Source organism: Rhodospirillaceae bacterium (assembly GCA_018662005.1).
Taxonomy (GTDB): Bacteria; Pseudomonadota; Alphaproteobacteria; order Rhodospirillales; family JABHCV01; genus JACNJU01.
Window position 1 is genome coordinate 1 of sequence record JABJHA010000008.1, and the last position, 22,330, is coordinate 22,330.

The 22,330-nt window shown below is 56.4% G+C and carries 20 protein-coding genes, 1 tRNA gene and 1 pseudogene; 12 read left to right on the forward strand and 10 right to left on the reverse strand.

The window, feature by feature from the left end; all coding sequences use genetic code 11:
* Positions 1 to 64 precede the first annotated feature (64 nt).
* Positions 65 to 139: transfer RNA gene (locus HOL66_04320), tRNA-Val, on the reverse strand.
* Positions 140 to 246: 107 nt separating this feature from the next.
* Here HOL66_04320 and HOL66_04325 point away from each other — a divergent pair.
* The 3 genes from HOL66_04325 to HOL66_04335 are packed head-to-tail and all read left to right on the forward strand — an operon-like array spanning position 247 to position 2,587.
* Positions 247 to 1,131, forward strand: a complete 885-nt coding sequence (locus HOL66_04325) for an N-formylglutamate amidohydrolase (GenBank protein ID MBT5243449.1) — start codon at positions 247 to 249, stop codon at positions 1,129 to 1,131.
* Entirely contained in the window at positions 1,128 to 1,655 is a 528-nt protein-coding gene (locus HOL66_04330; GenBank protein MBT5243450.1) for an N-acetyltransferase, read from the forward strand. Before HOL66_04325 ends, HOL66_04330 begins: the two co-directional genes overlap by 4 nt.
* A gap of 53 nt (positions 1,656 to 1,708) precedes the next feature.
* Positions 1,709 to 2,587 carry a transglycosylase SLT domain-containing protein gene (locus HOL66_04335; protein ID MBT5243451.1) on the forward strand — a complete coding sequence of 293 codons (879 nt, stop codon included), beginning with the start codon at positions 1,709 to 1,711 and terminating at the stop codon, positions 2,585 to 2,587.
* Here the strand turns inward: HOL66_04335 and HOL66_04340 are convergent.
* Complete coding sequence (locus HOL66_04340; protein ID MBT5243452.1) at positions 2,584 to 3,798, reverse strand: CoA transferase; 1,215 nt, start codon at positions 3,796 to 3,798, stop codon at positions 2,584 to 2,586. The two genes, HOL66_04335 and HOL66_04340, sit on opposite strands and share 4 nt — an antisense overlap.
* 117 nt (positions 3,799 to 3,915) lie before the next feature.
* Between HOL66_04340 and HOL66_04345 the strand changes: the two genes are divergently transcribed.
* From HOL66_04345 to arfB, 4 genes are all read left to right on the forward strand, one after another.
* Positions 3,916 to 4,599, forward strand: a complete 684-nt coding sequence (locus tag HOL66_04345) for a class I SAM-dependent methyltransferase (GenBank protein MBT5243453.1) — start codon at positions 3,916 to 3,918, stop codon at positions 4,597 to 4,599.
* A 131-nt stretch (positions 4,600 to 4,730) separates the two neighbouring features.
* Positions 4,731 to 6,926 (forward strand): adenylate/guanylate cyclase domain-containing protein, encoded by a 2,196-nt coding sequence (locus HOL66_04350; protein ID MBT5243454.1) that lies wholly within the window; start codon positions 4,731 to 4,733, stop codon positions 6,924 to 6,926.
* Positions 6,927 to 6,952: 26 nt separating this feature from the next.
* On the forward strand, positions 6,953 to 7,630 hold the full coding sequence (locus HOL66_04355) for a hypothetical protein (protein ID MBT5243455.1): 678 nt from the start codon (positions 6,953 to 6,955) through the stop codon (positions 7,628 to 7,630).
* A complete protein-coding gene (gene arfB, locus HOL66_04360) occupies positions 7,630 to 8,067 on the forward strand; it encodes an aminoacyl-tRNA hydrolase (GenBank protein MBT5243456.1) in 438 nt (145 codons plus the stop codon). The genes HOL66_04355 and arfB overlap by 1 nt, the downstream gene beginning before the upstream one ends.
* A gap of 15 nt (positions 8,068 to 8,082) precedes the next feature.
* Here the strand turns inward: arfB and HOL66_04365 are convergent, their stop codons facing one another.
* Complete coding sequence (locus HOL66_04365) at positions 8,083 to 8,751, reverse strand: HAD family phosphatase (protein ID MBT5243457.1); 669 nt, start codon at positions 8,749 to 8,751, stop codon at positions 8,083 to 8,085.
* 230 nt (positions 8,752 to 8,981) lie between these two features.
* On the opposite strand from HOL66_04365, the gene HOL66_04370 reads away from it, so the two are divergent.
* Complete coding sequence (locus HOL66_04370; GenBank protein ID MBT5243458.1) at positions 8,982 to 9,452, forward strand: YbaK/EbsC family protein; 471 nt, start codon at positions 8,982 to 8,984, stop codon at positions 9,450 to 9,452.
* Here HOL66_04370 and HOL66_04375 read toward each other — a convergent pair.
* From HOL66_04375 to HOL66_04385, 3 genes are read right to left on the reverse strand one after another with little or no spacing between them, the layout of a single operon-like run.
* Positions 9,449 to 10,069, reverse strand: a complete 621-nt coding sequence (locus HOL66_04375; GenBank protein ID MBT5243459.1) for a glutathione S-transferase family protein — start codon at positions 10,067 to 10,069, stop codon at positions 9,449 to 9,451. The genes HOL66_04370 and HOL66_04375 overlap by 4 nt on opposite strands.
* Positions 10,070 to 10,087: 18 nt before the next feature.
* Positions 10,088 to 12,544 (reverse strand): FAD-dependent oxidoreductase, encoded by a 2,457-nt coding sequence (locus HOL66_04380; protein MBT5243460.1) that lies wholly within the window; start codon positions 12,542 to 12,544, stop codon positions 10,088 to 10,090.
* A 23-nt stretch (positions 12,545 to 12,567) separates the two neighbouring features.
* Positions 12,568 to 13,140 (reverse strand): cupin domain-containing protein, encoded by a 573-nt coding sequence (locus tag HOL66_04385; protein MBT5243461.1) that lies wholly within the window; start codon positions 13,138 to 13,140, stop codon positions 12,568 to 12,570.
* 352 nt (positions 13,141 to 13,492) lie between these two features.
* On the opposite strand from HOL66_04385, the pseudogene HOL66_04390 reads away from it, so the two are divergent.
* Positions 13,493 to 13,669 (forward strand): annotated as a pseudogene (locus tag HOL66_04390) (sodium-independent anion transporter).
* Here the strand turns inward: HOL66_04390 and HOL66_04395 are convergent.
* Genes HOL66_04395 through HOL66_04405 form a run of 3 tightly spaced genes read right to left on the reverse strand, consistent with a single transcriptional unit; the run spans position 13,666 to position 17,558 of the window.
* Positions 13,666 to 14,703 carry an adenylate/guanylate cyclase domain-containing protein gene (locus HOL66_04395; GenBank protein MBT5243462.1) on the reverse strand — a complete coding sequence of 346 codons (1,038 nt, stop codon included), beginning with the start codon at positions 14,701 to 14,703 and terminating at the stop codon, positions 13,666 to 13,668. The pseudogene HOL66_04390 and the gene HOL66_04395 sit on opposite strands and share 4 nt — an antisense overlap.
* Positions 14,704 to 14,726: 23 nt before the next feature.
* Complete coding sequence (locus HOL66_04400; GenBank protein ID MBT5243463.1) at positions 14,727 to 16,232, reverse strand: CoA-acylating methylmalonate-semialdehyde dehydrogenase; 1,506 nt, start codon at positions 16,230 to 16,232, stop codon at positions 14,727 to 14,729.
* A gap of 15 nt (positions 16,233 to 16,247) precedes the next feature.
* Positions 16,248 to 17,558 (reverse strand): aspartate aminotransferase family protein, encoded by a 1,311-nt coding sequence (locus HOL66_04405; GenBank protein MBT5243464.1) that lies wholly within the window; start codon positions 17,556 to 17,558, stop codon positions 16,248 to 16,250.
* 161 nt (positions 17,559 to 17,719) lie between these two features.
* Between HOL66_04405 and HOL66_04410 the strand changes: the two genes are divergently transcribed.
* Positions 17,720 to 19,204, forward strand: coding sequence for a PLP-dependent aminotransferase family protein (locus HOL66_04410; GenBank protein MBT5243465.1), 1,485 nt, complete (start codon positions 17,720 to 17,722; stop codon positions 19,202 to 19,204).
* Here HOL66_04410 and HOL66_04415 read toward each other — a convergent pair.
* Positions 19,201 to 19,662 carry an Lrp/AsnC family transcriptional regulator gene (locus HOL66_04415; GenBank protein MBT5243466.1) on the reverse strand — a complete coding sequence of 154 codons (462 nt, stop codon included), beginning with the start codon at positions 19,660 to 19,662 and terminating at the stop codon, positions 19,201 to 19,203. The two genes, HOL66_04410 and HOL66_04415, sit on opposite strands and share 4 nt — an antisense overlap.
* 148 nt (positions 19,663 to 19,810) lie before the next feature.
* Here HOL66_04415 and ald point away from each other — a divergent pair, with 148 nt between their 5' ends.
* A complete protein-coding gene (gene ald, locus HOL66_04420) occupies positions 19,811 to 20,926 on the forward strand; it encodes an alanine dehydrogenase (protein ID MBT5243467.1) in 1,116 nt (371 codons plus the stop codon).
* A 21-nt stretch (positions 20,927 to 20,947) separates the two neighbouring features.
* The gene (locus HOL66_04425; protein MBT5243468.1) at positions 20,948 to 22,318 is read left to right on the forward strand and encodes an aspartate aminotransferase family protein; all 1,371 of its coding nucleotides are present in this window, start codon (positions 20,948 to 20,950) and stop codon (positions 22,316 to 22,318) included.
* The last annotated feature ends 12 nt before the right edge of the window (positions 22,319 to 22,330 follow it).

Genomic DNA, 22,330 nt, shown 5'->3' on the forward strand with positions numbered 1-22,330 from the left:
CATTTTTTGATAACGTCGTGCTGATCCAACATAAAAACCCCAGGCTTTAGGCCTGGGGTTTTTATGGTGGGCACGACTGGGATTGAACCAGTGACCCCTGCAATGTCAATGCAGTGCTCTCCCGCTGAGCTACGCGCCCTTTTATCGGCGGCTGTTGGTGCGCCGTAAGGAAGGGGGTTTTAGTCCGATCCGGCGAGCTTGGCAAGTCCTAGTGCACCGTAAAGCATCCTGTGTTATTAGAAAACAATGTCTGGCTCCCCGAACAACACCCCGTCCTCACCTTTGGACATCCTGCGCCCCGGCAAGTGGTCGGCACCGCTGGTCTTTGCCTCGCCCCACAGCGGCCAGGATTATTCGCAGGCGTTTATCGATGCCTCGCGGCTCGACCCGCTTGCTTTGCGCCGCTCCGAAGACGCCTTTGTCGATGAAATTTTCGCCGCCGCGACCGCTTACGGAGCCCCCCCGCTGCGGGCCCGTTTCCCCCGCGTCTATGTGGACCCCAACCGGGAACCCTTCGAGCTTGACCCCGCCATGTTCAAAGACGCCCTTCCCGCCCACGTCAACACGACCTCGAGCCGGGTCGCCGCGGGGCTTGGCACCATGGCCCGGGTGGTCACCAGTGGTGAGGAAGTTTACAACGACAAGCTGCACTTTGATGATGCCAAAAGCGCCATCGAAGCCACTTACATCCCCTACCACGAGGCCCTGAAGGGGTTGCTTGAAGAAGCCCGCCAGCAGTTCGGCGGATGTTTGCTCGTTGATTGCCATTCCATGCCGTCGGTCGGCGGCCCCATGGACCGGGATCCCGGTTTCCGGCGTGTCGATTTTATCCTTGGCGACCGCTACGGGGCGTCGTGCGCGCCTGAACTCACCGATCTGGTCGAACAGACCCTGCAGTCCATGAATTACGTGGTCACCCGCAACAACCCGTACGCTGGCGGCTTCACCACCGAGCATTACGGAAAGCCCGAAGCCGGCTGTCACACCCTGCAAATTGAAATCAACCGGGCGCTCTATATGAACGAGATGAAAATTTCCCGCAGCGACGGCTTTGAGAAATTGACAGAAGACATCAACCGATTGATGGAGGTTCTCGCCACAATCGATCCCAAAACCCTGGTGGCCACATGAACAACACGCTTGTCCGTGACGTCACGGAAGATGACTGCGCCGCCATTCAGGCTATTTACGCCGACCATGTCCGGGACGGGCTGGCCAGTTGGGAAGAAACACCGCCGGACGTGGCCGAAATCAACCGTCGCATGGCGGAGATAAAAAAGGGTGGATTCCCTTACCGTGTCATCGAGCTTGATGGCGTCGTCAGGGGCTACGCTTACGCAGGTTCCTACCGGCCCCGGCCAGCCTATCGCTTCACCGTTGAAAACAGCGTCTATGTGGATAGCGCCAGCACCGGAAAAGGCCTTGGCGGGCGCTTGCTGGAAGACCTGATTGAACAATGCACAAGCCTTGGATTCAGGCAGATGATCGCCGTCATCGGGGATTCGGCCAATACCGCCTCGATTAAGCTTCATGCCCGTTACGGCTTCGCCCATAGCGGTGTTATGGGGGCGCTCGGCTTCAAGCACGGACGCTGGCTTGATCAGGTATTGATGCAATTACCGCTGGGCGAAGGCGACAAAACCCCGCCCCAGTGAGTTTTTGGCACGACCATTGCTAGATACCTTACGGGTATTTGGAGCAACGGTTTATGTTTATACGGTTTTTACTGGTTTTAACGGCGTTGACGGCGGCCTTTGCGGGCTCCCGTACCGTCCATGCTGAAACGGTTCAAGCCATTGGAAACGCTCAAGAATTATGCGATATCCAGGTCGCCCGGGTCGAACGGGCCAGAAGCATCCCGCAGCACCTTCTAAAAGCCATTTCACTGGCTGAAACTGGTCGCTGGGACGCGCTCCGGCAGGAAAATTATGCCTGGCCATGGACCGTAACGTCCCTTGGTAAGGGTCATTTCTTCCCTGACAAGCAATCCGCATTGCGATTCGTTCATCGCCTGAAAGCGCGCGGTATCACCAATATTGATGTCGGTTGTATGCAGATAAACCTGTTTTACCACGGTAGCGCCTTCGCCAGCCTTGAGCAGGCCATGGACCCGGCCACAAACGTCGCTTACGCCGCCCGTTATCTGAACGGGCTGTACAGGACGACCCGGTCATGGACCAAGGCGTCGGGCTTTTATCATTCGACCACCCCCAAGCGCGCCAAGGCCTACAAGATGAAAGTTTTGAAGTACTGGAACCAGCAACGCAAATACGCAGCACTTCAGGATCGCAAATCTGTCGACTACGCCCGCATGGCGACCCTGAACAAAAACCACAAGGCGCAAAAAGAAGCCGCCCTGAGCAGCGCCGGCAAATCGGTTCGCGGCAACCAGATGGCGGCCTGGCGGACGGATGATCCGTCCGGCCACGACATGGCGACACTGGCGGCCATGCGACGGGTTTCAAAACAGGCCCAGTGGCATGAAAAGTATTTTGGCAGCACCAACAAGGGCAAAGGCGAGGCCTTCGCTAAAAAGCGCCGCAAACAGCTTGATAAGTGGCGGCTGACACGGGTAGCCGCAAACTAGACCACCCCGGCCTTCCTCAAGGCGGCAATTTCCCCCTCATCAAGGCCGAGCATGTCTTCTAAAATCTGGACTGTGGCCGCGCCCAGCGCCGGGCCCAGACTGTCGACCCGGCCCGGCGTTTCCGACAATTTGGGCATCACGGCCGGGATAACCACCTCGCCAATGGCCGTATCCTTATCGGTGATCGTCGCCAGGTTGCCGCGGGCATCAATATGGGGATCTTCAAAAATGTCGGCGATGGTGTTTAAGGGGGCGCACGGAACCTCGAACTTCAGGCACAGTTCCATGACCGCCTGTTGGTTCAGTGAACCGCTCCAGGCGGCTACCAGTTTGTCGACACGATCACGGTTGGCAAGGCGCTTGCGTTGCTCGCCATAACCTTCTTCGCCACCCAGTTCGGGACGCGCCATAGCCGCGACAAGGCGCTCGAACATTTTATCGGTGGTGCAGGCGATGGCCACCCATTTGCCGTCACCTGTCGGGAAGTGTCCATGCGGACAGGCATTGGCGGTTCCGACCCCTTCGCGACCACGCACGGCGCCGTCTTTGGCATAAACCGGGGCGATTTCATCGAGCACCCGGAACACGGATTCATAGAGCGCCACATCGACCATCTGACCGGTGCCGCTGGTATCACGCTGACGCAGGGCCAAAAGCACGCCAACCGCCCCGTACAGGCCGGACAGGTAATCGGCAAGGGATGTCGAACCCGGTGTCACCGGTGTCTCACCGGGCATCCCGGCGAGATGGCTTAGACCGCCAAAAGCATGGGCGATCCGGGCAAATCCGGGGCGATCGCTATAGGGGCCTGTTTGCCCGTAGCCCGATACCCTGAGCATCACAAGCCTGGGATTGATCCGGGATAATTCATCCCAGCCCAGACCCCATTTCTCCATCGTGCCAGGGCGAAAATTTTCGCACACCACATCGGCCTCACAGGCGAGCTTTTTGAATATATCGGCGCCTTCAGGGTGGGAAAGGCTAAGGGTCAGCGAGCGCTTGTTGCGCGCTTCGGACAACCAGGCCAGGGTCGAATCGGGACGCCCCGAAGGGGTGCCGAAACGACGGAACGGATCGCCACTGCCGGGCTGTTCCACCTTAATAACCTCGGCCCCGAATTCTCCCAGGATGGAGGCCGCATACGGGGCGGCAATAAAGGTCGCCACATCAAGCACGCGGATACCCGTAAGTGGTAAGTCTTGCATTGTCATCGAATCATCTCCACATCAGATAACAACAACCGGAAACAAAATAAATTCAAGACTTTTCATTTACGGCCCTTTGAGTCTACAAGGTGCGTCGTTAAACTTGCAGAAGATCCCAAGACAATGAAATCACGCCAAAACGCCGACGTTCTGCCCTCCATGATCGAACTCAAAGGCAAGAAAGTCGCCGACATCGGTTGCGGTGATGGCTCGCTGACCCGCCTGATGACCCGCCACGGCGCCGATGTTATTGGCGTCGAACCTTCCCAAGAACAGTTGGAGCGGGCACGCGCCGCCAAACCGGCGGGCAATGAGATCTATACCGAAGGCCAGGGCGAGGATCTTTCCTTCAAGGATAACAAGCTGGACCTGGTGGTTTTTTTCAATTCCCTGCATCACATCCCCATCGACAGCCAAGACAAGGCGCTTTCGGAAGCGGCCCGGGTTCTTAAGCCCGGCGGTATGGTTTATATCAGCGAGCCCATGGCCGAAGGCGAACACTTTGAACTGATGAAGCCGGTCCACGACGAAACCAGCGTCCGCAACGCCGCCTGCAAAGCCATCGGCAAAGCCGCCGGGCACGGCCTGACCCCGGAAACCGAAACCACTTACCTTCATCAGTCGCTCTACCCGGACTACGACACATTTCGCAACCGCATTCAGGCGATCAACCCTGGTCTTGATGATGATTTTGACAAACTTGAAAAGACCCTGAAAAACAACTTTGACAGCCTTGGCCACAAAACCGAGGAAGGAACCTGCTTTGGCCAACCCATGCAGGTAAACTTGCTCGTTAAAACCGGCTAATCCCCCGTCGTTATCTCCTCTATTGTTCGGTCAACCAAATATGATACCTTTTTGAGGCGATCAGGGACGAAGAAGTCGGTTCTGTCCTGGGTGTTATGGCGTGTCTGAAACACGCTAACGGACTGGGTTAAATGAGCAAAAAGATAACTTTTGAAGTTCAGATCCTGCAAGGCGGGCGTTGGGAAACCCACGCCTCGTATCCGGGCGACCAACAGGGTCAGGCGATCCAGGACGCCAAGGCGCTGGAGAACATTTCCACCGTCACCAGCGTCAAGGTCATTCGCGAGGAAATTGACCCCGATAGCGGGGCGGCACAGGAAAACAACATCTTCGCCAGTTCCAACTTGCCCGATGACCAGCAACCGGTCGGCAAAATGGAAGCCAAGAAAGCCAAGGTAGCCGGTGGCGGGGGTGGGGCAAAAAAAGCCGCCCCTGCGGCAAAAAGATCGGCCAAAAAAGCAGCACCCAAGAAATCATCCGGGATGATGGCCGGGGCGGAAATTCCACAGCAAATTGAAAGCTTCAACCCCGACGATGAAAAGGAAGAAGCGACGTTTTCTATCTTTGGCTTGCTGATCAAGCTGTTGATGGCGTTGATGTTCAGCACCATCATCGCTTCCTTGATTTCCAGTCTGGTTGGTGTGTGGTTGCGTGAATCATCGTTCCGGGCCAATACCCAGTCCAATATTCTTTTCGGGCTGTTCATCGGCACCTTTGCCATTTCTTTGATTTCCATGGGTATGTCGCTTATTTCCAAGGCGAGATTGAAATCCGCCGGCAGGCCCAGGCCGGTCAGGGCGGCGGCCCCTGCCAAAGCCAGCACTGCCAAGCCGAAACCGGTTGATAGCAAGAAAGATCACTTACCCACCAGCTTCCGCGATGAGGCCGAAAAAACGGCGAAAGAAAGCAAGGAAGACGCTGATCCGGAAGAAGAAAAAAAGAAAGACCTGGAAGAAAAGAAAGAGGAAGAAAAGAAGGAAAAAGAGGAAAAGGCGACGCCTGAAGCAGACGCCGAAGCCGACGCCGAAGCCGACAGCGAAATCGGCGCCGAGGTCGGCGCCGGGATCAACGCGCCCTGGGTCAAAAAGCAACAAAAGTTTGTTATGGATTATCTGCTCGCTGCCATGGAGCAGGGCGGCGTCGACAAAACAAAACTCGACAATTTCAACAAGTTCGGGGTCAACCTGTTCATCGCCGGGGCCTGTGAAACCCTGTCCCAGGAACACAATCTGGACGGCAAGACCATGTCGATGGTGATCAGCAAGCCGGTCAGCTATATGGGCTTCAAGCAACGCGATGCCGAGGCCTTCGCCGACCGGATTCAAGGCTACCTGCTTGCCGATTCCAAATATATGCAAGCCTATCAGGCCGGTCGCAGCGCCATGAAGAGCCACCTGGAGGAAGACCCGGAAGCCTCTGAACAACTTCAAAAAGCGCTCGAAGAATGGAACAAGCCGAAAGAAAAGGCTGAATCCTCTGGGCCTGTCACCGTTCTGTTCACCGATATCGCCGGATCAACAAACATGACCCAGACCATGGGTGACGCCGTCGCCCAGCAAGTTGTGCGCGCCCATAACCGCATCGTCCGCGATGCCCTGGCGCAGTTCAACGGCACTGAAATCAAGCATACCGGTGACGGTATCATGGCGTCCTTCTCGACCACATCCAACGGCATTGACGCGGCAGCGGACATGCAAATGGGGACGCTCAAGCACAATGCCAACAACCCGGACCTTCCCCTGGGGTTGAAGATTGGCCTTAATGCCGGTGAGCCGATCGCCGAAGACAACGACCTGTTTGGCACCACCGTTCAGTTGGCGGCGCGTATTGTCGACAAGGCCCAGGCCGGGCAAATTTTCGTCTCTGCCACGGTCCACGGTATATGTGGAGGCAAAAATTACGCCTTCGTCACCCGCGGCCCCTTCGAGATGAAGGGCTTCGACGGTGGCCTGACCCTGCACGAACTGATATGGGACAAGGATGGCGTTATGCCCGAACCGGATCCCGTGCCTGTTCCTGAACCGGAGCCAGAGCCGGAGCCGGAGCCGGAGCCAGAGCCAGAGCCAGAGCCGAAACCGGAACCGGAACCGGAACCGGAACCCGAACAGACCCCGGAGCCGGAGCCCGTTGCCGAACCAGCCCCGGCGCCAGCGCCTGAACCTGAACCGGCTGCAGAGCCCGAAGACATCGAAACACCCGCCCCACAACCAGCCCCGGATGCTGAACCCGCTGCCGCGCCTGCACCTGAAGAGCCGCAACAAGCAGCCCCAGCTCCCGCAACCGCCAACGGCGACACGCTCGAGGCAGATGAAACCAAGGATCAGTGACCCCTCGTGTGATGGGACAAGGGCGCATGAAACGTTGGTATTCCCTGTTTTTACTTCTTCCCGCACTTGTCCTTGCGGGCAGCCATGCGGCTTTTGCGGCCCCCCGCTGCCCGCCTCCTGCGCAACCGGCTCGCGTTAACATCACGACCGCCCCGGCCAAGGTGGTTTATAAAACCGGCCACAGCCGCAGCGACCTTAAGCGTATGCAAAGGGCAAAGGGTAGACATCAGGGGGCCGGAAACTGGCGGGTTCTGGGTCTGACCCTGACCGAATTCAGGTACGCCATCAAGACTTCGGCGAGGCTCATCCCGATCAACGGCGGCGGTTATTGCGCGCAGCCGGTATCCTACGATCTGACCATCGGGTTTTCCGATTTTCTGGTCCATATCGACCGCCAATACCGGCGTGGCAGTTGTGAATTTGCCGCCATCCGCGACCATGAGATTTCTCATGTGACGCTTTTTCGCAGTAATCTTTCGCGTTACATGCCGATCATCAGGCGTCAGGCCAGGGAGGCGGCAGCCAGGGTCAGATCGGTGAGCGTGCGCGACCCGAACAGCGGCGCGGAACGCCTTCAGGACCAGATGCAGCGCCGCATGAACCCGCTGATCAGTAAACTCAACCGCGAGGCCGATAAATCCAACGCCCGCATCGATACACCGGGCAGCTATCGCAATGTCCACATGCTCTGCGATAATTGGTGATGGCAAAAACCCCGATCCAGATTACTGATGACCTGTTTCTCGACCCCGGTGAAATCGAAGAGACCTTCATTCGCGCCGGTGGCCCTGGCGGTCAGAACGTCAACAAGGTTTCCAGCGCCGTCCAGTTGCGCTTTGACGCCCGCCACAGCAAAGCACTGTCCAATGCGGTTTATTTGCGCCTGAAGTCTCTGGCCGGACGGCGGATGACATCCGAGGGCATCATCATCATCGAGGCGAAACAATTCCGCTCCCAGGAGCGCAACCGCGAAGACGCCCTGAACCGGCTGACCGCTTTGATCCGCGAAGCGGCAGAACCGCCAAAATACCGCCGCCCGACCAGGCCCAGCAAGAAAGCCAAAGCCAAACGGATGGATACCAAGAAACAGCGAGGACAAACAAAAAAAGACCGCGGGCGGGTTTCAAAATTTGACGAGTGATCTTGTTTAAGAACCTTAAATCAATTGAGCAATGGTCGGCTTGAGATTGGCAAAATTATCGATCACCCTGTCTGCGCCGGCTTGCATCAGGTCGGCTTCATGGTCATCCAGGCAATGATCGCCGCCGCTGAAACCGACCACCACCATGCCGGCCGCTTTGCCAGCCAGGACACCATTGCAGCTATCTTCCACGACAAGACAATTTTGCGGCTTCACATCCATGGCCTTCGCCGCATGTAGGAAGAGATCCGGTTCGGGCTTGCCCCTGCTCACCATATCGCCGGAAAACACCGCATCTGTAAAAAGGTCGGCAAGCCCGGTATGGCCCAGTTTCCAATGCAGACCTTCATTGCCTGTGCTGGAGGCGACACATCGGTTGATACCCAAGGAGAGAATGGTTTCCCGGACACCTGAAATCACGCTCAGACCGGTTTCAAATTGTTCCCTGATATAGTCATTCAGGGCCTCAAAAAAGTCCTCCGCAAGCGGTTCGCCAAGGCGCTTCTCGGCTTCGGCGGCCAGTTTCAGCTGCCAGGCGTCGTACGGCATGCCGGTGAAGTCTTTCATATATTGCCGACGCTCATACGCCAGTCCCGCATTTTTGAGGAATTTCAGTTCCGCCGGAATTAAGATTGCCTCGCTGTTTACCAGCACCCCGTCACAGTCAAAAATCACCAGTTTCATAGAAGACCATACCTTGTTGCCGGGAACATGAGCCTGTTTGAATTGACCATAGAAAGGTCTTATCGACCAATCACGATTTATTACGGATCGATGATCATATTCGCCAGAACCACACTGGTTTTTACAGCCTTTTTCATGTACAATAATCTATTGGAGAATGTCCCTCTTTCAAGCGGCGGGGATGGTCTTCCAATCCACGATCTCCGCCCGGAACCATAAGGAGACGGATCATGGGTATGGCCATCACACTTAAACAATATCTCAACGACTGTCAGGTCAGTTTTGAAGAGATCGAGCATCCCTATCAGGCGACATCCATCAGCACCGCTAACAGCGCCCGCGTCGCCAGCGAGCTTCTGGCCAAAGGCGTCCTGTTGTATGACGAGGAAGCCTACGTCATGGCCGTCCTGCCAAGCGATCACATGATTGACCTGGACAAGATGAATAGCTGCTTCGACCGGCGTTTCAAAATGGCCGATGAAAAGGAAATAGAAGCCCTGTTCGAGGATTGCGATCCCGGCGCGGTTCCCCCCATCGGCGCTGCATACGGCATGAAAGTGATGTGGGATGACAGCCTGTCAGGGAAACCGGATATCTATTTTGAAGGCGGCGATCACCGCACCCTTATCCATATCTCGGGCGATGATTTCAGCAAACTGATGACCGGCGCCAAACACGCGGGTTTCAGCACCCACGTTTAATCCTGTGACGGATGCGTCGATGAGAACCCTTCGAGGGCGTTCATGCGCCCGACAAGCGCCCCAAGGCGCGGGAATTTCGCCTCGTCGATGAGGTCCGGCAGGACGATGTTGATGAATTCGTAAGTCACCGCGGTGGTGATGTCGACTTGGCTCATTTCAGGCCCGGCCAGCCAGCCGCCGTCTTCGGGGGCCGCTGCTTCGAGCGCGCTTAATCCCGCCAATGCCTGCCCGGTGGCAGCGTCGAACCACTGATCCCAGAACTTGTCTTCGGGACGGCGGTTCTTCTCGTAGTGGGCGACAACGCCCTTTTCAGCTGCCCCGACAGCCAGCGACAAGAGCCTGAGTGCTTTGCGGCGTTCAGGCCCCGCAGCCGGAAGCAAGGCCCGCTCAGGGCCCACCAATTCGTCGAGATACTCAAGAATGGCGATACTGTCGATCAGCACTTCGCCATCATCAAGAACCAGCGCCGGGACCCGCCTGAGCGGGTTGAGTTCACCAATGGCCTGCACGTCGGTGGCGGTGCTCAACGCTTTGCGCTGACATTCAAAACCAAGCACGTTAAGGCTCACCAGTGTTCGCCTGACAAACGGCGACAACAATCGACCGATAAGTATCACGTCTTGTATTCCTTTCTTCTAGGCCTTGATCCGTTCACTTTTGGGATCATAGAACGGTTTTAGCGAGGCCGTTGCCGGGAAACGCTGGCAAGAGACTTCGATTTCATAGCTTCCGGCGTTAACGTAATCCGCATCGACACCGTCATCACATTCCACATACCCCATGCCGAGGGATTTACCGAGCGCATGGCCGAACATGCCTGATGTGATGTAACCGACGATTTCGTTGTTGCGCCAGATCGGTTCGTTGTGAAACATCAGTGGTTCCGGATCATCAAGGGCGAACTGGACAAGCCGTTTCTTGACACCATTCTTGCGTTGCTCTTCGAGCGCATCCTTGCCGATAAAGCCGCCCGGCTTGTCCCAGGCGACGGCGAAGCCAAGGCCCGCTTCAACGGGGGTGTCTTCACCGGCAATGTCATGGCCCCAGTGGCGGTAGGCTTTTTCGGTGCGCAGGGAATTCATGGCGTGCATCCCTACGTGTTGCAGCCCATAATCTTCCCCCGCCGCGACGATCAAGTCGTATACGCCGGTGGCGAATTCTGTCGGGATATAAAGCTCCCAACCCAGCTCACCAACATAGGTAATGCGCGAGGCCCGGACCATGGCGTAACCAAGCTCAATCTGCTGACTGGTGGCGAACGGGAAGGCCTCATTGGACAGGTCCGCCGGGGTCAGGGTTTGCAAAAGCTCGCGGGATTTCGGCCCCATGACGCTGACCATGGCCATACCGGAGCCAACATCGGTCAGGACGGCGTGAGCACCTGTCGGGATATTCTTCTTCAACCAGTTGAAATCCTTAGCTGCCGACGAGAAAGCGGTGACGACCATATAGCAGTCTTCGGCGGTCCTGGTGACGGTCAGATCGGCCTCGATGCCACCCTGTTCATTAAGCCACTGGGTGTAGACGATCTTGCCCACGGGCACCGACATATTATTGGCGGCAACCTTGTTGATAACCGCCTCGGCGTCGCGCCCCTGCAGCAGGAATTTTGCAAACGAGGTTTGGTCCAGCAAGCCGACGTTTTCACGGATGGCCATGTGTTCCTTGCCTGAATGGGGGAACCAGTTTTGCCGCCCGTATGAATATTCATAAACGGGCTCGACCCCTTCGGGTGCGAACCAGTTTGCCCGCTCCCAGCCACCGGCCTCGCCAAAACAGGCGCCTTTGGCTTTCAGACGGTCATGCAGGGGGGAGGTTCTGGCCATCCGTGCCGATTCAAACTGACGGAACGGCCAGTGCATGGCATAAAGAAGCCCCAGCCCTTCGACCGTGCGGTCATGCAAATACTTGGCGTTATTCTGAAACGGCAACATGCGGTTGATGTCCACATCCCACAGGTCCATCGGCGGGCGCTTGTTGACGATCCAGTCGGCCAAAACCTTGCCTGCCCCGCCAGCGGACTGGATACCCGTCGAATTGAAACCGGTGGCGACGTAGAAATTTTCGACCTCCGGCGTCGGCCCCAAATAATAGCGATCATCGGGGGTGAAGCTTTCCGGCCCGTTAAAGAACAGCTGGATGCCGACATTTTCCAAGGCTGGCAAACGGCGCATGGCGGTTTCCAAAATCGGCTCGAAATGGTCGAAATCATCGGGCAGCTGGGTGAAGGAGAAATCATCGGGGATGCCGCCCATGCTGGCCATACCCCACGGCTTGGCAACCGGCTCGAAGGCTCCCAGCAACAGTTTGCCGGCGTCTTCCTTGAAATAGGCGCAGTTGTCCGGATCGCGCAATACCGGCAGGCCGGGAGTCATGCCTTCAAAATTATCGGTGACGATATAAAAATGCTCGGCGGCGTGTAAGGGAACATTGGCCCCGGCCATCAAACCAAGCTCGCGCCCCCACATGCCGGCGCAATTGACGACGACCTCTGCCTGGATGTCGCCCTTGTCGGTGGCGACGCCGGTGATCCGGCCATCCTTTTTATGAACAGCGGTGACCTTGGTGTCTTCAAAGATTTTGGCACCGCCCATTTTCGCACCCTTGGCCAGCGCCTGGGTCAGGTCGATGGGATTGACCTTGCCGTCTTTGGGCAGGTAGACCGCGCCGACCACATCGTCAATGTTGATCAGCGGCCACTTGGCTTGCGCTTCCTTAGCCGATATGACGTCAACTTCCAGGCCAAAAACCCGGGCCATTGATGCGCCACGCTTGAGTTCCTCGAAACGGCCTTCGCTGGTGGCAAGCGAAAGTGAGCCATGCTGGGCGAAGCCTGTCGCCTGCCCGGTTTCTTCTTCAAGACTGCCAATCATCTCGGCCGTGTACTGGGCCAGCTTTGTCATGTTCTGGGTTGCCCTAAGCTGCCCGACAAGACCGGCGGCATGCCAGGTGGTGCCACAGGTCAACTGCTTGCGCTCAAGCAGCACGACGTCACTCCATCCCAGTTTGGTCAAATGATAAGCCAGTGAACAGCCAACAATACCGCCGCCAACGATGACGACCTGGGCCTGGGTGGGGAATTGTTTCGACATGACGTTACCTCGTTTTTAAATGTTCAATATGATGGTGGGGTAACAACCCAGACGACCGCCGTTGGCACGTCGCCGGGATTGTGACAGGTGTGAGGAAGATGGCTTTCAAAGGCGAAGCTGTCACCGGTCGCCAGAGTTTGAGTGTTACCGGCAACGGTCAGCTCAAGGACGCCTGAAACCACATAGCCGCCCTCCTCGCCTTTTCGGGAATAGGGCTCGCCGGTGCTGGCCCCGGGTTCCAGGGTGGTCATCAGCATCTCGATTTGACGACTCAGGTTTGGCGACAACAGCTCTTCACTGACCCCGGTTCCCGTGTAACGCAACTGTCGCCGGGTATCCTTGCGGACAATGAAATCACGCTCGTCTTCTGCGGCCACCGCATTGCCCTGAAAGAACCAGGTGATCTGAACAGCCAGCGCGTCGCTGATCAATTTCAGATTGGGAATGGTGACCGGGGAGATATTGCGTTCAACCTGGCTTAACCAGCCCGTCGAACGACCGACTTTAGCAGCCAGCTGCGGTATGGTCAGGCCCTTGGCCTTGCGCAGATCGCGGACCTGAAAGCCAACGGGGATTGAGTCATTGTGCTTGATCATCTGACTGTCTTCTGATCACCGGGAGATCGTGTTGACGGACAACTTCAAGGGAAAAATTAGGCCTCATCCCGGCAAAAGTAAATGAAATAAACAATGTAAAATTTCATTTTTATGAAAAATATTGAAAAAACAGACCCTTGGCGGCGCATTTTTTACACTTGCCAAATCTCTAATACACGATATGAAGAGCCCCTCTTTCCTCGCCCCCTGAAAATGGACATGCCAAACCGTGATCAAGCCAACGCTTGCAGCTTTTGCCGATCGCCTTTCGGCAGCCGATTGGCGAGACAGGGAACTTCCCCCGTTCACCCCCGGCCGCATCAAGACCGAGGTGCTTTCGGGGCTGACCGTTGCCCTGGCCCAGAAATACGAAACCCTTGGCAAGACCATCCAGTTGCGCCATCTGTCGCCAGACTGTCACCGGTTGCTCAATCGGGCCGGTCAATTGATGGTCGATTCAGATGATGATCCCAGTTACGGCATCGCCGTCGACTATTCCATCAAAACCGGAATCATGGGCAGCCATTAGGCGGCTGTCCGAACAAGGGTGAACAATTCCGTTTCGTGGGCCCGCCCACGCAACTGAACAACGCCCTTTGAGACGGCCTGAAAAGCTGTGTCCAGGGTGATGTGTTCGAGTAATTCACCTGAAATCAAAAGTCCACTTTGCAACGCCTTGCACTGTTGCTCGATACGCGCCGCCGTGTTGACGGTGTCGCCGAAATAGGAAATTTCCTGTTTCTGGTCGCCGATCTGACTGATCACCACCGGGCCGCCGTGCAGGCCAATGTGGTAAGACGGCACGGCCCCGAACTCAATTTCATACTGGTCAGCCTTGCCAGCCACGTAATCGTCAATGGCGAAGCAACAGCGGATCGCGCGCATATTGGCGGCCCCGGTTTTAAGTGGCCACGTCACCACCACCTGATCACCCACATAACGATGAATATCGCCACCATGTTCGATGATCGGTTCGGTGATATCGAAAAAAAATTTGGTGATCAGCTTTTGCACCCCAACATCACCTAGACGCTCGGCCAGCGCGGTCGAACCGGCCAGATCAAGAAACATGAAAATCTTGTCCTCGCGAACTGGCTGGCGGTATCTGCCGAGGATAATATTTACCAGGGTATGACCGCCTAGAATGCGGATAATCTGATTGATCGTCTGAACCACGAAGACGACCGACAAGACGACAATCAGGATGCGAAGGAATTCGGGTTTGAAAATAAAGTCCAGGCTATAAAGCCCATGGAATATCGCCCGCCCGAAGATACCACCACCGATGACGATAAACACCAGCACCAAAGACTTTAAGGCGATGGCGGTGAGAAAATAGAGCTGCCTGATCCTGGCGCCATAGCGGCTTGGAATCAGAACAATTTCGAAGAACCAGACCAAAGACCCACCAAACAGCCACATAATGCCGCCATGGACCATGGCCGTGGGCCGATCCACTTCGCTGCCCAAGTCACCCACAGAGGCGTAAAAGACTCCCGTCAGTCCGGCCAGGATCGACAGAATGACGAACAGTCGAAGCCGGGATGCCATCAATCGGGACAAATCAACTCCCCTGTTTTAGGATCTCAGTGGTCGGAGCCGCGCTTGAAATTGAATTCGGCGCCCTCGCGTATGCCTGAAGGCCAGCGCGTGGTCATGGTTTTCAGGCGGGTGTAAAAGCGTACGCCCTCCATGCCATGGATATGGTGATCACCGAAAAGCGAGCGCTTCCAGCCGCCGAAGCTGTGATAGGCGACGGGAACCGGGATCGGCACGTTAATACCGATCATGCCGATTTTGGCGCGGCTGGCGAAATCGCGGGCCGCGTCACCGTCGCGGGTGAAGATCGCGGCACCGTTGCCATATTCATGATCGTTAACCAGGCCAATGGCGGTGTCATAGTCCTCGGCGCGAACGACGGAAAGAACAGGTCCGAAGATCTCGTCCGTATAAATGGACATGTCAGGGGTGACCTTGTCGAACAGGCAGCCGCCAACGAAGTAACCGTTCTCATACCCTTGAAGGGATATATCACGGCCATCAACGACCAGTTCGGCACCGGCGGCGACACCGGCATCCACGTAACCCTTGATACGATCCTGTGAGTCCCGCGAAATAACCGGACCCATTTCAGAGTCTTCATCGGAATAGGGGCCAACTTTCAGGGCACTCACTTTTGGCGCAAGTTTTCCGACCAGCGTATCGGCGGTCGCGTCACCGACACAGACGGCGACGGAAATCGCCATGCAGCGCTCACCGGCTGATCCGTATCCGGCACCCATCAGGGCATCGGTGGCTTGATCCATATCGGCGTCGGGCATGACGATCATGTGGTTCTTGGCGCCGCACAATGCCTGCACCCGCTTGCCGTGGGCGCAACCGGTTTTGTAAATGTATTCACCAATCTGGGTCGAACCGACAAAGCTGATGGCGTCAATGCGCTCATCTGTCAGCAACACATCGACGGCTTCCTTGTCGCCGTTGACGACGTTGAGAACACCATCGGGCAGACCGGCCTGGCTTGCCAGTTCGGCAATCCGAATGGCGACAGATGGGTCACGTTCGGACGGCTTCAGGACGAAGGTATTGCCACAGGCAAGGGCCACCGGATACATCCACATGGGGACCATGGCCGGAAAGTTAAACGGCGTGATACCGGCGACGACGCCGACAGGCTGACGAATGGTGTAGCTGTCAACGCTGGAGCCGACATTTTCGGAATACTCACCCTTCAAGGCCTGCGGGATACCGCAGGCGAATTCGACAACTTCAATGCCCCGGCCAAGCTCTCCACGGGCGTCGGGCAGGGTTTTGCCATGTTCCGCCGACAGCAGTTCAGCCAGTTCGTCCGTATGCTCGATCAGCAGTTCACGCAATTTGAACAGCACCTGGGTGCGTCTGGCTGGCGGGGTCGCGGCCCAAGCCGGAAGGGCGGCGGCGGCGGCGGCTATAACATCACGAACCTCATCGGCGCTTGCCAATGGAACCTGGGCCGTCACATCGCCGGTTGCCGGGTTGAAAACGTCGCCCAGGCGGCCGCTTTTCCCTTCGACTAATTTACCATCGATAAAATGGTTCAGCGTCTTGGTCATCTTTCTTGATCTCCTTTAGAGGTTCGCCAGAACATCGCGCAGGATGCCGCCGATTTCGTCAATATCACTCTTTTGGGCAATAAATGGCGGGGCGACCAGGGCGCAGTCCCCGGTAAATTTAACATGCAAGCCAGAAGCAAAGATCTTCTTCATGGCCCGGGTGCCGGCGATGCCGGGGGCCTCGCCGGTTGAAATGTCGATACCGGCAAGCATCCCGTAACCACGAATATCGGTAACCTTGTCCAGATCCTGCATATCATAAATCATGTCGAGGAAATATTCGGACATTGCCGCTGACTTATCGAACAGGCCATCATTTTCATAAATGTCCAGGGTCGCCAGGCCAGCCGCGCAAGACGCCGGATTGCCCGAATAGGTGTAACCGTGGAAGAATTCGACCGCCCCGTCGGGTGCGGCATCAACGACGGTGTCGTAGATTTCATCCCTGACGGCGACAGCGCCCATGGGCAGCACGCCATTTGTCAGGGCCTTGGCCATGGTCATGATATCCGGGGTGACGCCGAATTCCTGGGCGGCGAATGGCTTACCCAAACGCCCAAAGCCTGTGATCACTTCATCAAAAACAAGCAGGATGCCGTGGGTGTCACAAATTTCGCGAAGCCGTTCAAGATAGCCCTTGGGTGGCACCAGACAACCTGTTGAACCGGCAACCGGCTCGACAAAACAGGCCGCAATGTTACGCCCACCGAGCAACTGGGCGAAACGTTCAAGGTCTTCAGCCATTTCGGCGCCGTGTTCGGGCTGGCCGCGACCAAAGCGGGCTTCCGGCGTCCAGGTGTGGCGCATGTGCGCGATACCGGGCATCACGGAGCCAAAAATTTCGCGGTTTTTCATCAGGCCGGAAAGCGAAGTGCCGCCAATGTTGACGCCATGATAGGCGCGCTCGCGCGAGATAAACCTGGAACGGTGCCCCTCGCCGCGGGCGCTGTGATAGGCCATGGCGATTTTCAGGGCAGTGTCGATGCTTTCAGAACCGGAGTTGGTAAAGAACACATGGTTGATTTCATCGGGGGTCAGGGCGGCGACACGGCTTGCCAGCTCGAAAGACGGCGGCGAGCCGATCTGGAAATGCGGGCTGTAGTCGATTTCCATCAACTGCTTGGCCACGGCGTCGGCGATTTCCTGACGGCCATGACCGGCAGCGCAACAGAACAGGCCGGATGAGCCATCTATGACGCGGCCGCCGTTATGATTGGTGTAGTGCATGCCCTCGCCCTTGACGACAAGCCGGGGGTCGGCCTTGAAGTCGCGGTTGGCGGTAAATGGCATCCAATGGCTTTCAAGACTGTTGGTCGTATACTGCATTGGATAAGCTCCTGTTTCACGCACCCTGGTTTGGCCCATCGGTGCAGATCATTTCAATGATAAATAAGGGCGTCTAACTTGTCCCCGTATAGCAAACACCGTAGTCTTTCCGGCTTCGGATATTGTAGAGCCAATTAACGTTTTTTGCCTAGGCCAACACCATGCGAGACCAGCTTTTTCATCTTCGCCGCGAGGCGGGAAGCAGCATTCAGGTGCAAATCCGTGAAATGCTGGTTTCGGCTATCCTTAGTGGCCAGATGCCCGGCGGCGACCCACTGCCGTCCAGCCGCAAGATGGCGAAAATCCTGAAAGTTTCCAGAAACACGGTGGTCCTCGCCTATCAGGGGCTGGCCGATGACGGTTATCTGATATCGAAAGAGCGCAGTGGCTTTTACGTCGATGAAGATATCCTCGCCGGTCGCCTGATCCCATCGGATGGGACAAAAGAGAAAACAGAAGAACCGGCCACAGCCGATGCCCCGGACTGGGAAGGCCGCTTTCGCCTGCGCCCCTCGCAGGGGCGCAGGGTCAATCGACCGGTCGACTGGATGGATTACCCCTACCCCTTTATCTTCGGCCAGGTTGACCACACCCTGTTTCCGCTTGCCGCTTGGCGCGACTGCAACCGCCAGGCCCTGGGCTCGAAGGAGCTGGAAGCCTGGACCCGGGACGCCTACGGCGCCGATTATCCAATGCTGATTGAACAAATCCGAACCCGCCTTTTGCCGCGCCGGGGCATCCGCGCTGATAATGACCAGATCCTGATCACCATGGGCGCACAAAACGCCCTGTACATGCTCGCAAGTTTGCTGGTTTCAGAAACCACCACTGTCGCCCTTGAGGAACCGGGCTACCCGGACGCCCGCAATATTTTCAGCCTGAAGACACGGCACCTGAAACCCATTGCTGTCGACGAACACGGATTGCCCGTCGATGATCGCCTTGACGGTTGCGATCTGGTTTATGTCACCCCCAGCCATCAATACCCGACCACCGCGACCATGCCCCTTGAACGCCGTCAGGCGTTGCTCAAGCGCGCGGCGGAAAAAGATTTCCTGATTATCGAAGATGATTACGAACCCGAAGCCAGTTACGTGGCCGAACCGACACCGGCCCTGAAATCACTGGATGACAATGGCCGGGTGATTTACATGGGCAGCATGTCAAAATCCCTGTTTCCGGGCTTGCGCATCGGCTATCTGGTCGCCTCCAAAACCTTCATAGACGAGGTCAGGGCCCTGCGTTACCTGATGATGCGTCATTCACCGACCAACAACCAGCGAACAACCGCCCTGTTTCTGTCGCAAGGCCATCATGACTCGCTGGTCCACCGCCTGCACCGGGCTTACCGGGCGCGCTGGGAACGCATGAACGAAGCCCTGTCCCGACATCTTCCCCGGTCCTCGAAAGCACCATCCATCGGCGGCACCAGTTTCTGGGTCGAAGGCCCTGACGGACTTGATGCTGAGAGGCTTGCAAAAACCGCAGACGGGCGCGGCCTTATCATTGAGCCCGGGCGCATCAATTTTCTGGAAGCGGACGCACCAAGCAATTTCTTCCGGCTCGGCTTTTCGTCAATCCCGACGGAACGAATTGATCCCGGCATTGAATTGCTGGCGCAACTGATCGAAGAGCAAGTCGGTTAGGACAGAGGAAAGACAGATTTCTTGCACACGGTCCTGAGAGCGAAGTTGGACTGAATGCGCAAAACGTTGGGAAGCCGCGACAGGTAAAGCGTGTGAATACGCTCGTAGTCAGAAGCATCCGATGCGGCGACCCTGAGAAGATAATCGAAACTGCCTGCCATCAAATAGCACTCCATGATTTCAGGACACTCCGAAACCGCCGCCTCGAAATCACCGAGATTTTTCTCGCTTTGCGAGGTCAGCGAGACCTCGACAAAAATATTTGACAACTTGCCGATAGCGGCCTGATTGACGAGCATCGTATAGCCTTCAATGATACCCGATTCCTCCAGCAGGCGGACCCGTCGCAAACACGCCGAAGGCGACAAGTTAATGCGCTCGGCAAGCTCTGCATTGGACAGGCGGCCTTCCATTTGCAGGTTTTTTAAAATCGTAAAATCTATGTCATCAAGTTTCATAATTAGAATATTATTCTACTAAATACAGATAAATCAAAATAATTCGCGTCTTTTAGCCCTTTATCCCATCAAATTTTGAAAGCACCTTCAACGCCAATCCTCCTACACTCGGTCCATTATTTTCTTAAACCAGATTATGGAGGCAGCAATGTTGATTGGCGTTCCCAAAGAGATTAAAAACCATGAATACCGGGTCGGCATGACCCCGACAGCGGTCAGAGAGCTGATCCATCACGGTCATAAGGTGATTGTCGAAACCAACGCCGGTATGGGCATTGGAATGGACGACGGAACTTATGAAGCCGTCGGCGCAACGGTCCTTGGGACCGCAGCGGAAGTTTTTGAAAAAGCCGACATGATCGTCAAGGTCAAGGAGCCCCAGCCCGGCGAATGCAAAATGTTGCGCGAGGGGCAAATCCTGTTCACCTATCTGCACCTGGCCCCGGATCCGGAGCAAACCAAACTGCTGGTCGAATCCGGCTGCATTGCCATTGCCTACGAAACCGTGACCGACCGCAAGGGCGGCCTGCCGCTGCTCGCCCCCATGTCGGAAGTCGCCGGACGGATGTCCATTCAGGCTGGTGCCAGTTGCATGGAGAAAGCCCACGGCGGCGCCGGTGTCCTGATGGGCGGTGTTCCGGGTGTCGCCCCTGCCGAGGTTGTCGTTATCGGCGGCGGTGTGGTTGGCACCAATGCGGTAATGATGGCCATGGGCATGGGCGCGCACGTCACCGTTCTGGATCGTTCCATCGACCGCATGCGCGAACTGGACACGGAATTTGGCAGCCACCTGAACACCATTTATTCGACCGTCGATGCCATCGAGAATTATGTTCTGGCTGCCGATCTGGTCGTCGGAGCGGTGCTGGTGCCGGGTGCTGCTGCACCCAAACTGGTGAGCGCGGAAATGATCAAGAACATGCATGCAGGATCGGTCATCGTCGATGTCGCCATTGATCAGGGCGGTTGCTTTGAAACGTCCCACGCGACGACCCATGCCGACCCCACATATATCGTTGATGACGTCGTCCATTACTGCGTCGCCAACATGCCCGGCGGTGTCGCCCGCACATCGACTTTTGCGCTCAATAACGCTACCCTGCCCTTTACCACGGCACTTGCCAACAAGGGCTACGCGCAGGCATTGCTTGATGATCCGCATTTCCTTGAAGGACTGAATGTCCACACCGGAAATGTGACATACAAAGCGGTTGCAGATGATCTTGGTTACGCGTATCAACCTGCTAAGGAAGCTCTTGGATAAATCCTATATGGAGAAACGTCGATGACCCACGCACCCAACTCGCTCGCCGCCAGGGATCTTGCCTATAGCTTGCATCCTTACACCAATCTGGCAGTCCATCAGGAGCGAGGCCCCATTGTTATCACCCGGGGCGAGGGAATCTACGTTTATGACGATCAGGACAATCAGTACATCGAGGGCCTTGCCGGCCTTTGGTGTACTGGCCTGGGCTTCAGCGAAAGCCGCCTTTTCAAAGCAGCCCAAACACAGTTTGAGCAGTTGCCGTTCTCTCATTCGTTCGCCCACCGGGCAACCGTGCCGGTCATCGAGTTATCTGAAAAAATGGTCGAAATAGCCCCGGGTGACTTATCGAAGGTCTATCTGGTCAATTCCGGATCCGAAGCCGTTGATACGGCCATCAAGATGGTCTGGTACTATCACAACGCCATCGGCAAGCCCGAGAAGAAGAAAATCATTTCACGCAAGCGGGCCTACCACGGCGTCACCGTCGCCGCCGGTTCCCTGACCGCGCTTCCTTACGCCCAGGACGGATTTGATTTACCCATCGACCGCATCCTGCACACCGATACGCCTTGCTTCTATCGCAATGGCGAGGAAGGCGAGTCCGAAGAAGATTTCGCCACCCGGTTGGCCGACAATCTGGATAAACAGATTGAGTCTGAAGGCCCTGATACAGTTGGCGGTTTCATCGCCGAACCGGTGATGGGCGCGGGCGGCGTCATGTTGCCGCCCAAGACCTACTTTGAAAAAATCCAGAAAGTGCTTAAAAAACACAGTGTTCTTATGATTGCCGATGAAGTCATTTGCGGCTTTGGGCGGACCGGCCAGATGTGGGGCTGCGACACCTATAATATCAAGCCCGATCTTCTGACCTGCGCCAAGCAATTGTCATCGGCGTATCTGCCTATTGGCGCTGTCATGGTCACCGAACCCGTATATGAAGCCTTTGTCGAGCACAGCCGCAAACTGGGTATTTTTGGAACCGGCAACACTTACGGCGGCCATCCGGTCGCCGCCGCCGTTGCCCTTGAAACCCTGAAAATTTACGAAGACGACGACATCATGGGCCATGTGCGTGACGTTTCGGTCAGGTTCCAGCAACGCCTTGCCGGACTTGCCAGCCATCCGTTGGTCGGCGAAGCCCGCGGTGTCGGCTTGATCGGTGGCGTGGAAATCGTCGCCAACAAGGAAACCCGGGAACAATTTCCGCCTGCGACCAAGGCCGCTGCGCTCGTTGCCGAGAAAATTCTTGGCGAAAAACTGATCATCAGGCCCCTGCCCGGCGACGTTATCGGCATTTGCCCGCCGCTGATTGTCACCGATCAGGAAATCGACGATATCTTTGATCGCATCAAACGTGGATTGGACGCCGCCCAGGAAGCTCTCGGTTAAAGGTAAACAGGC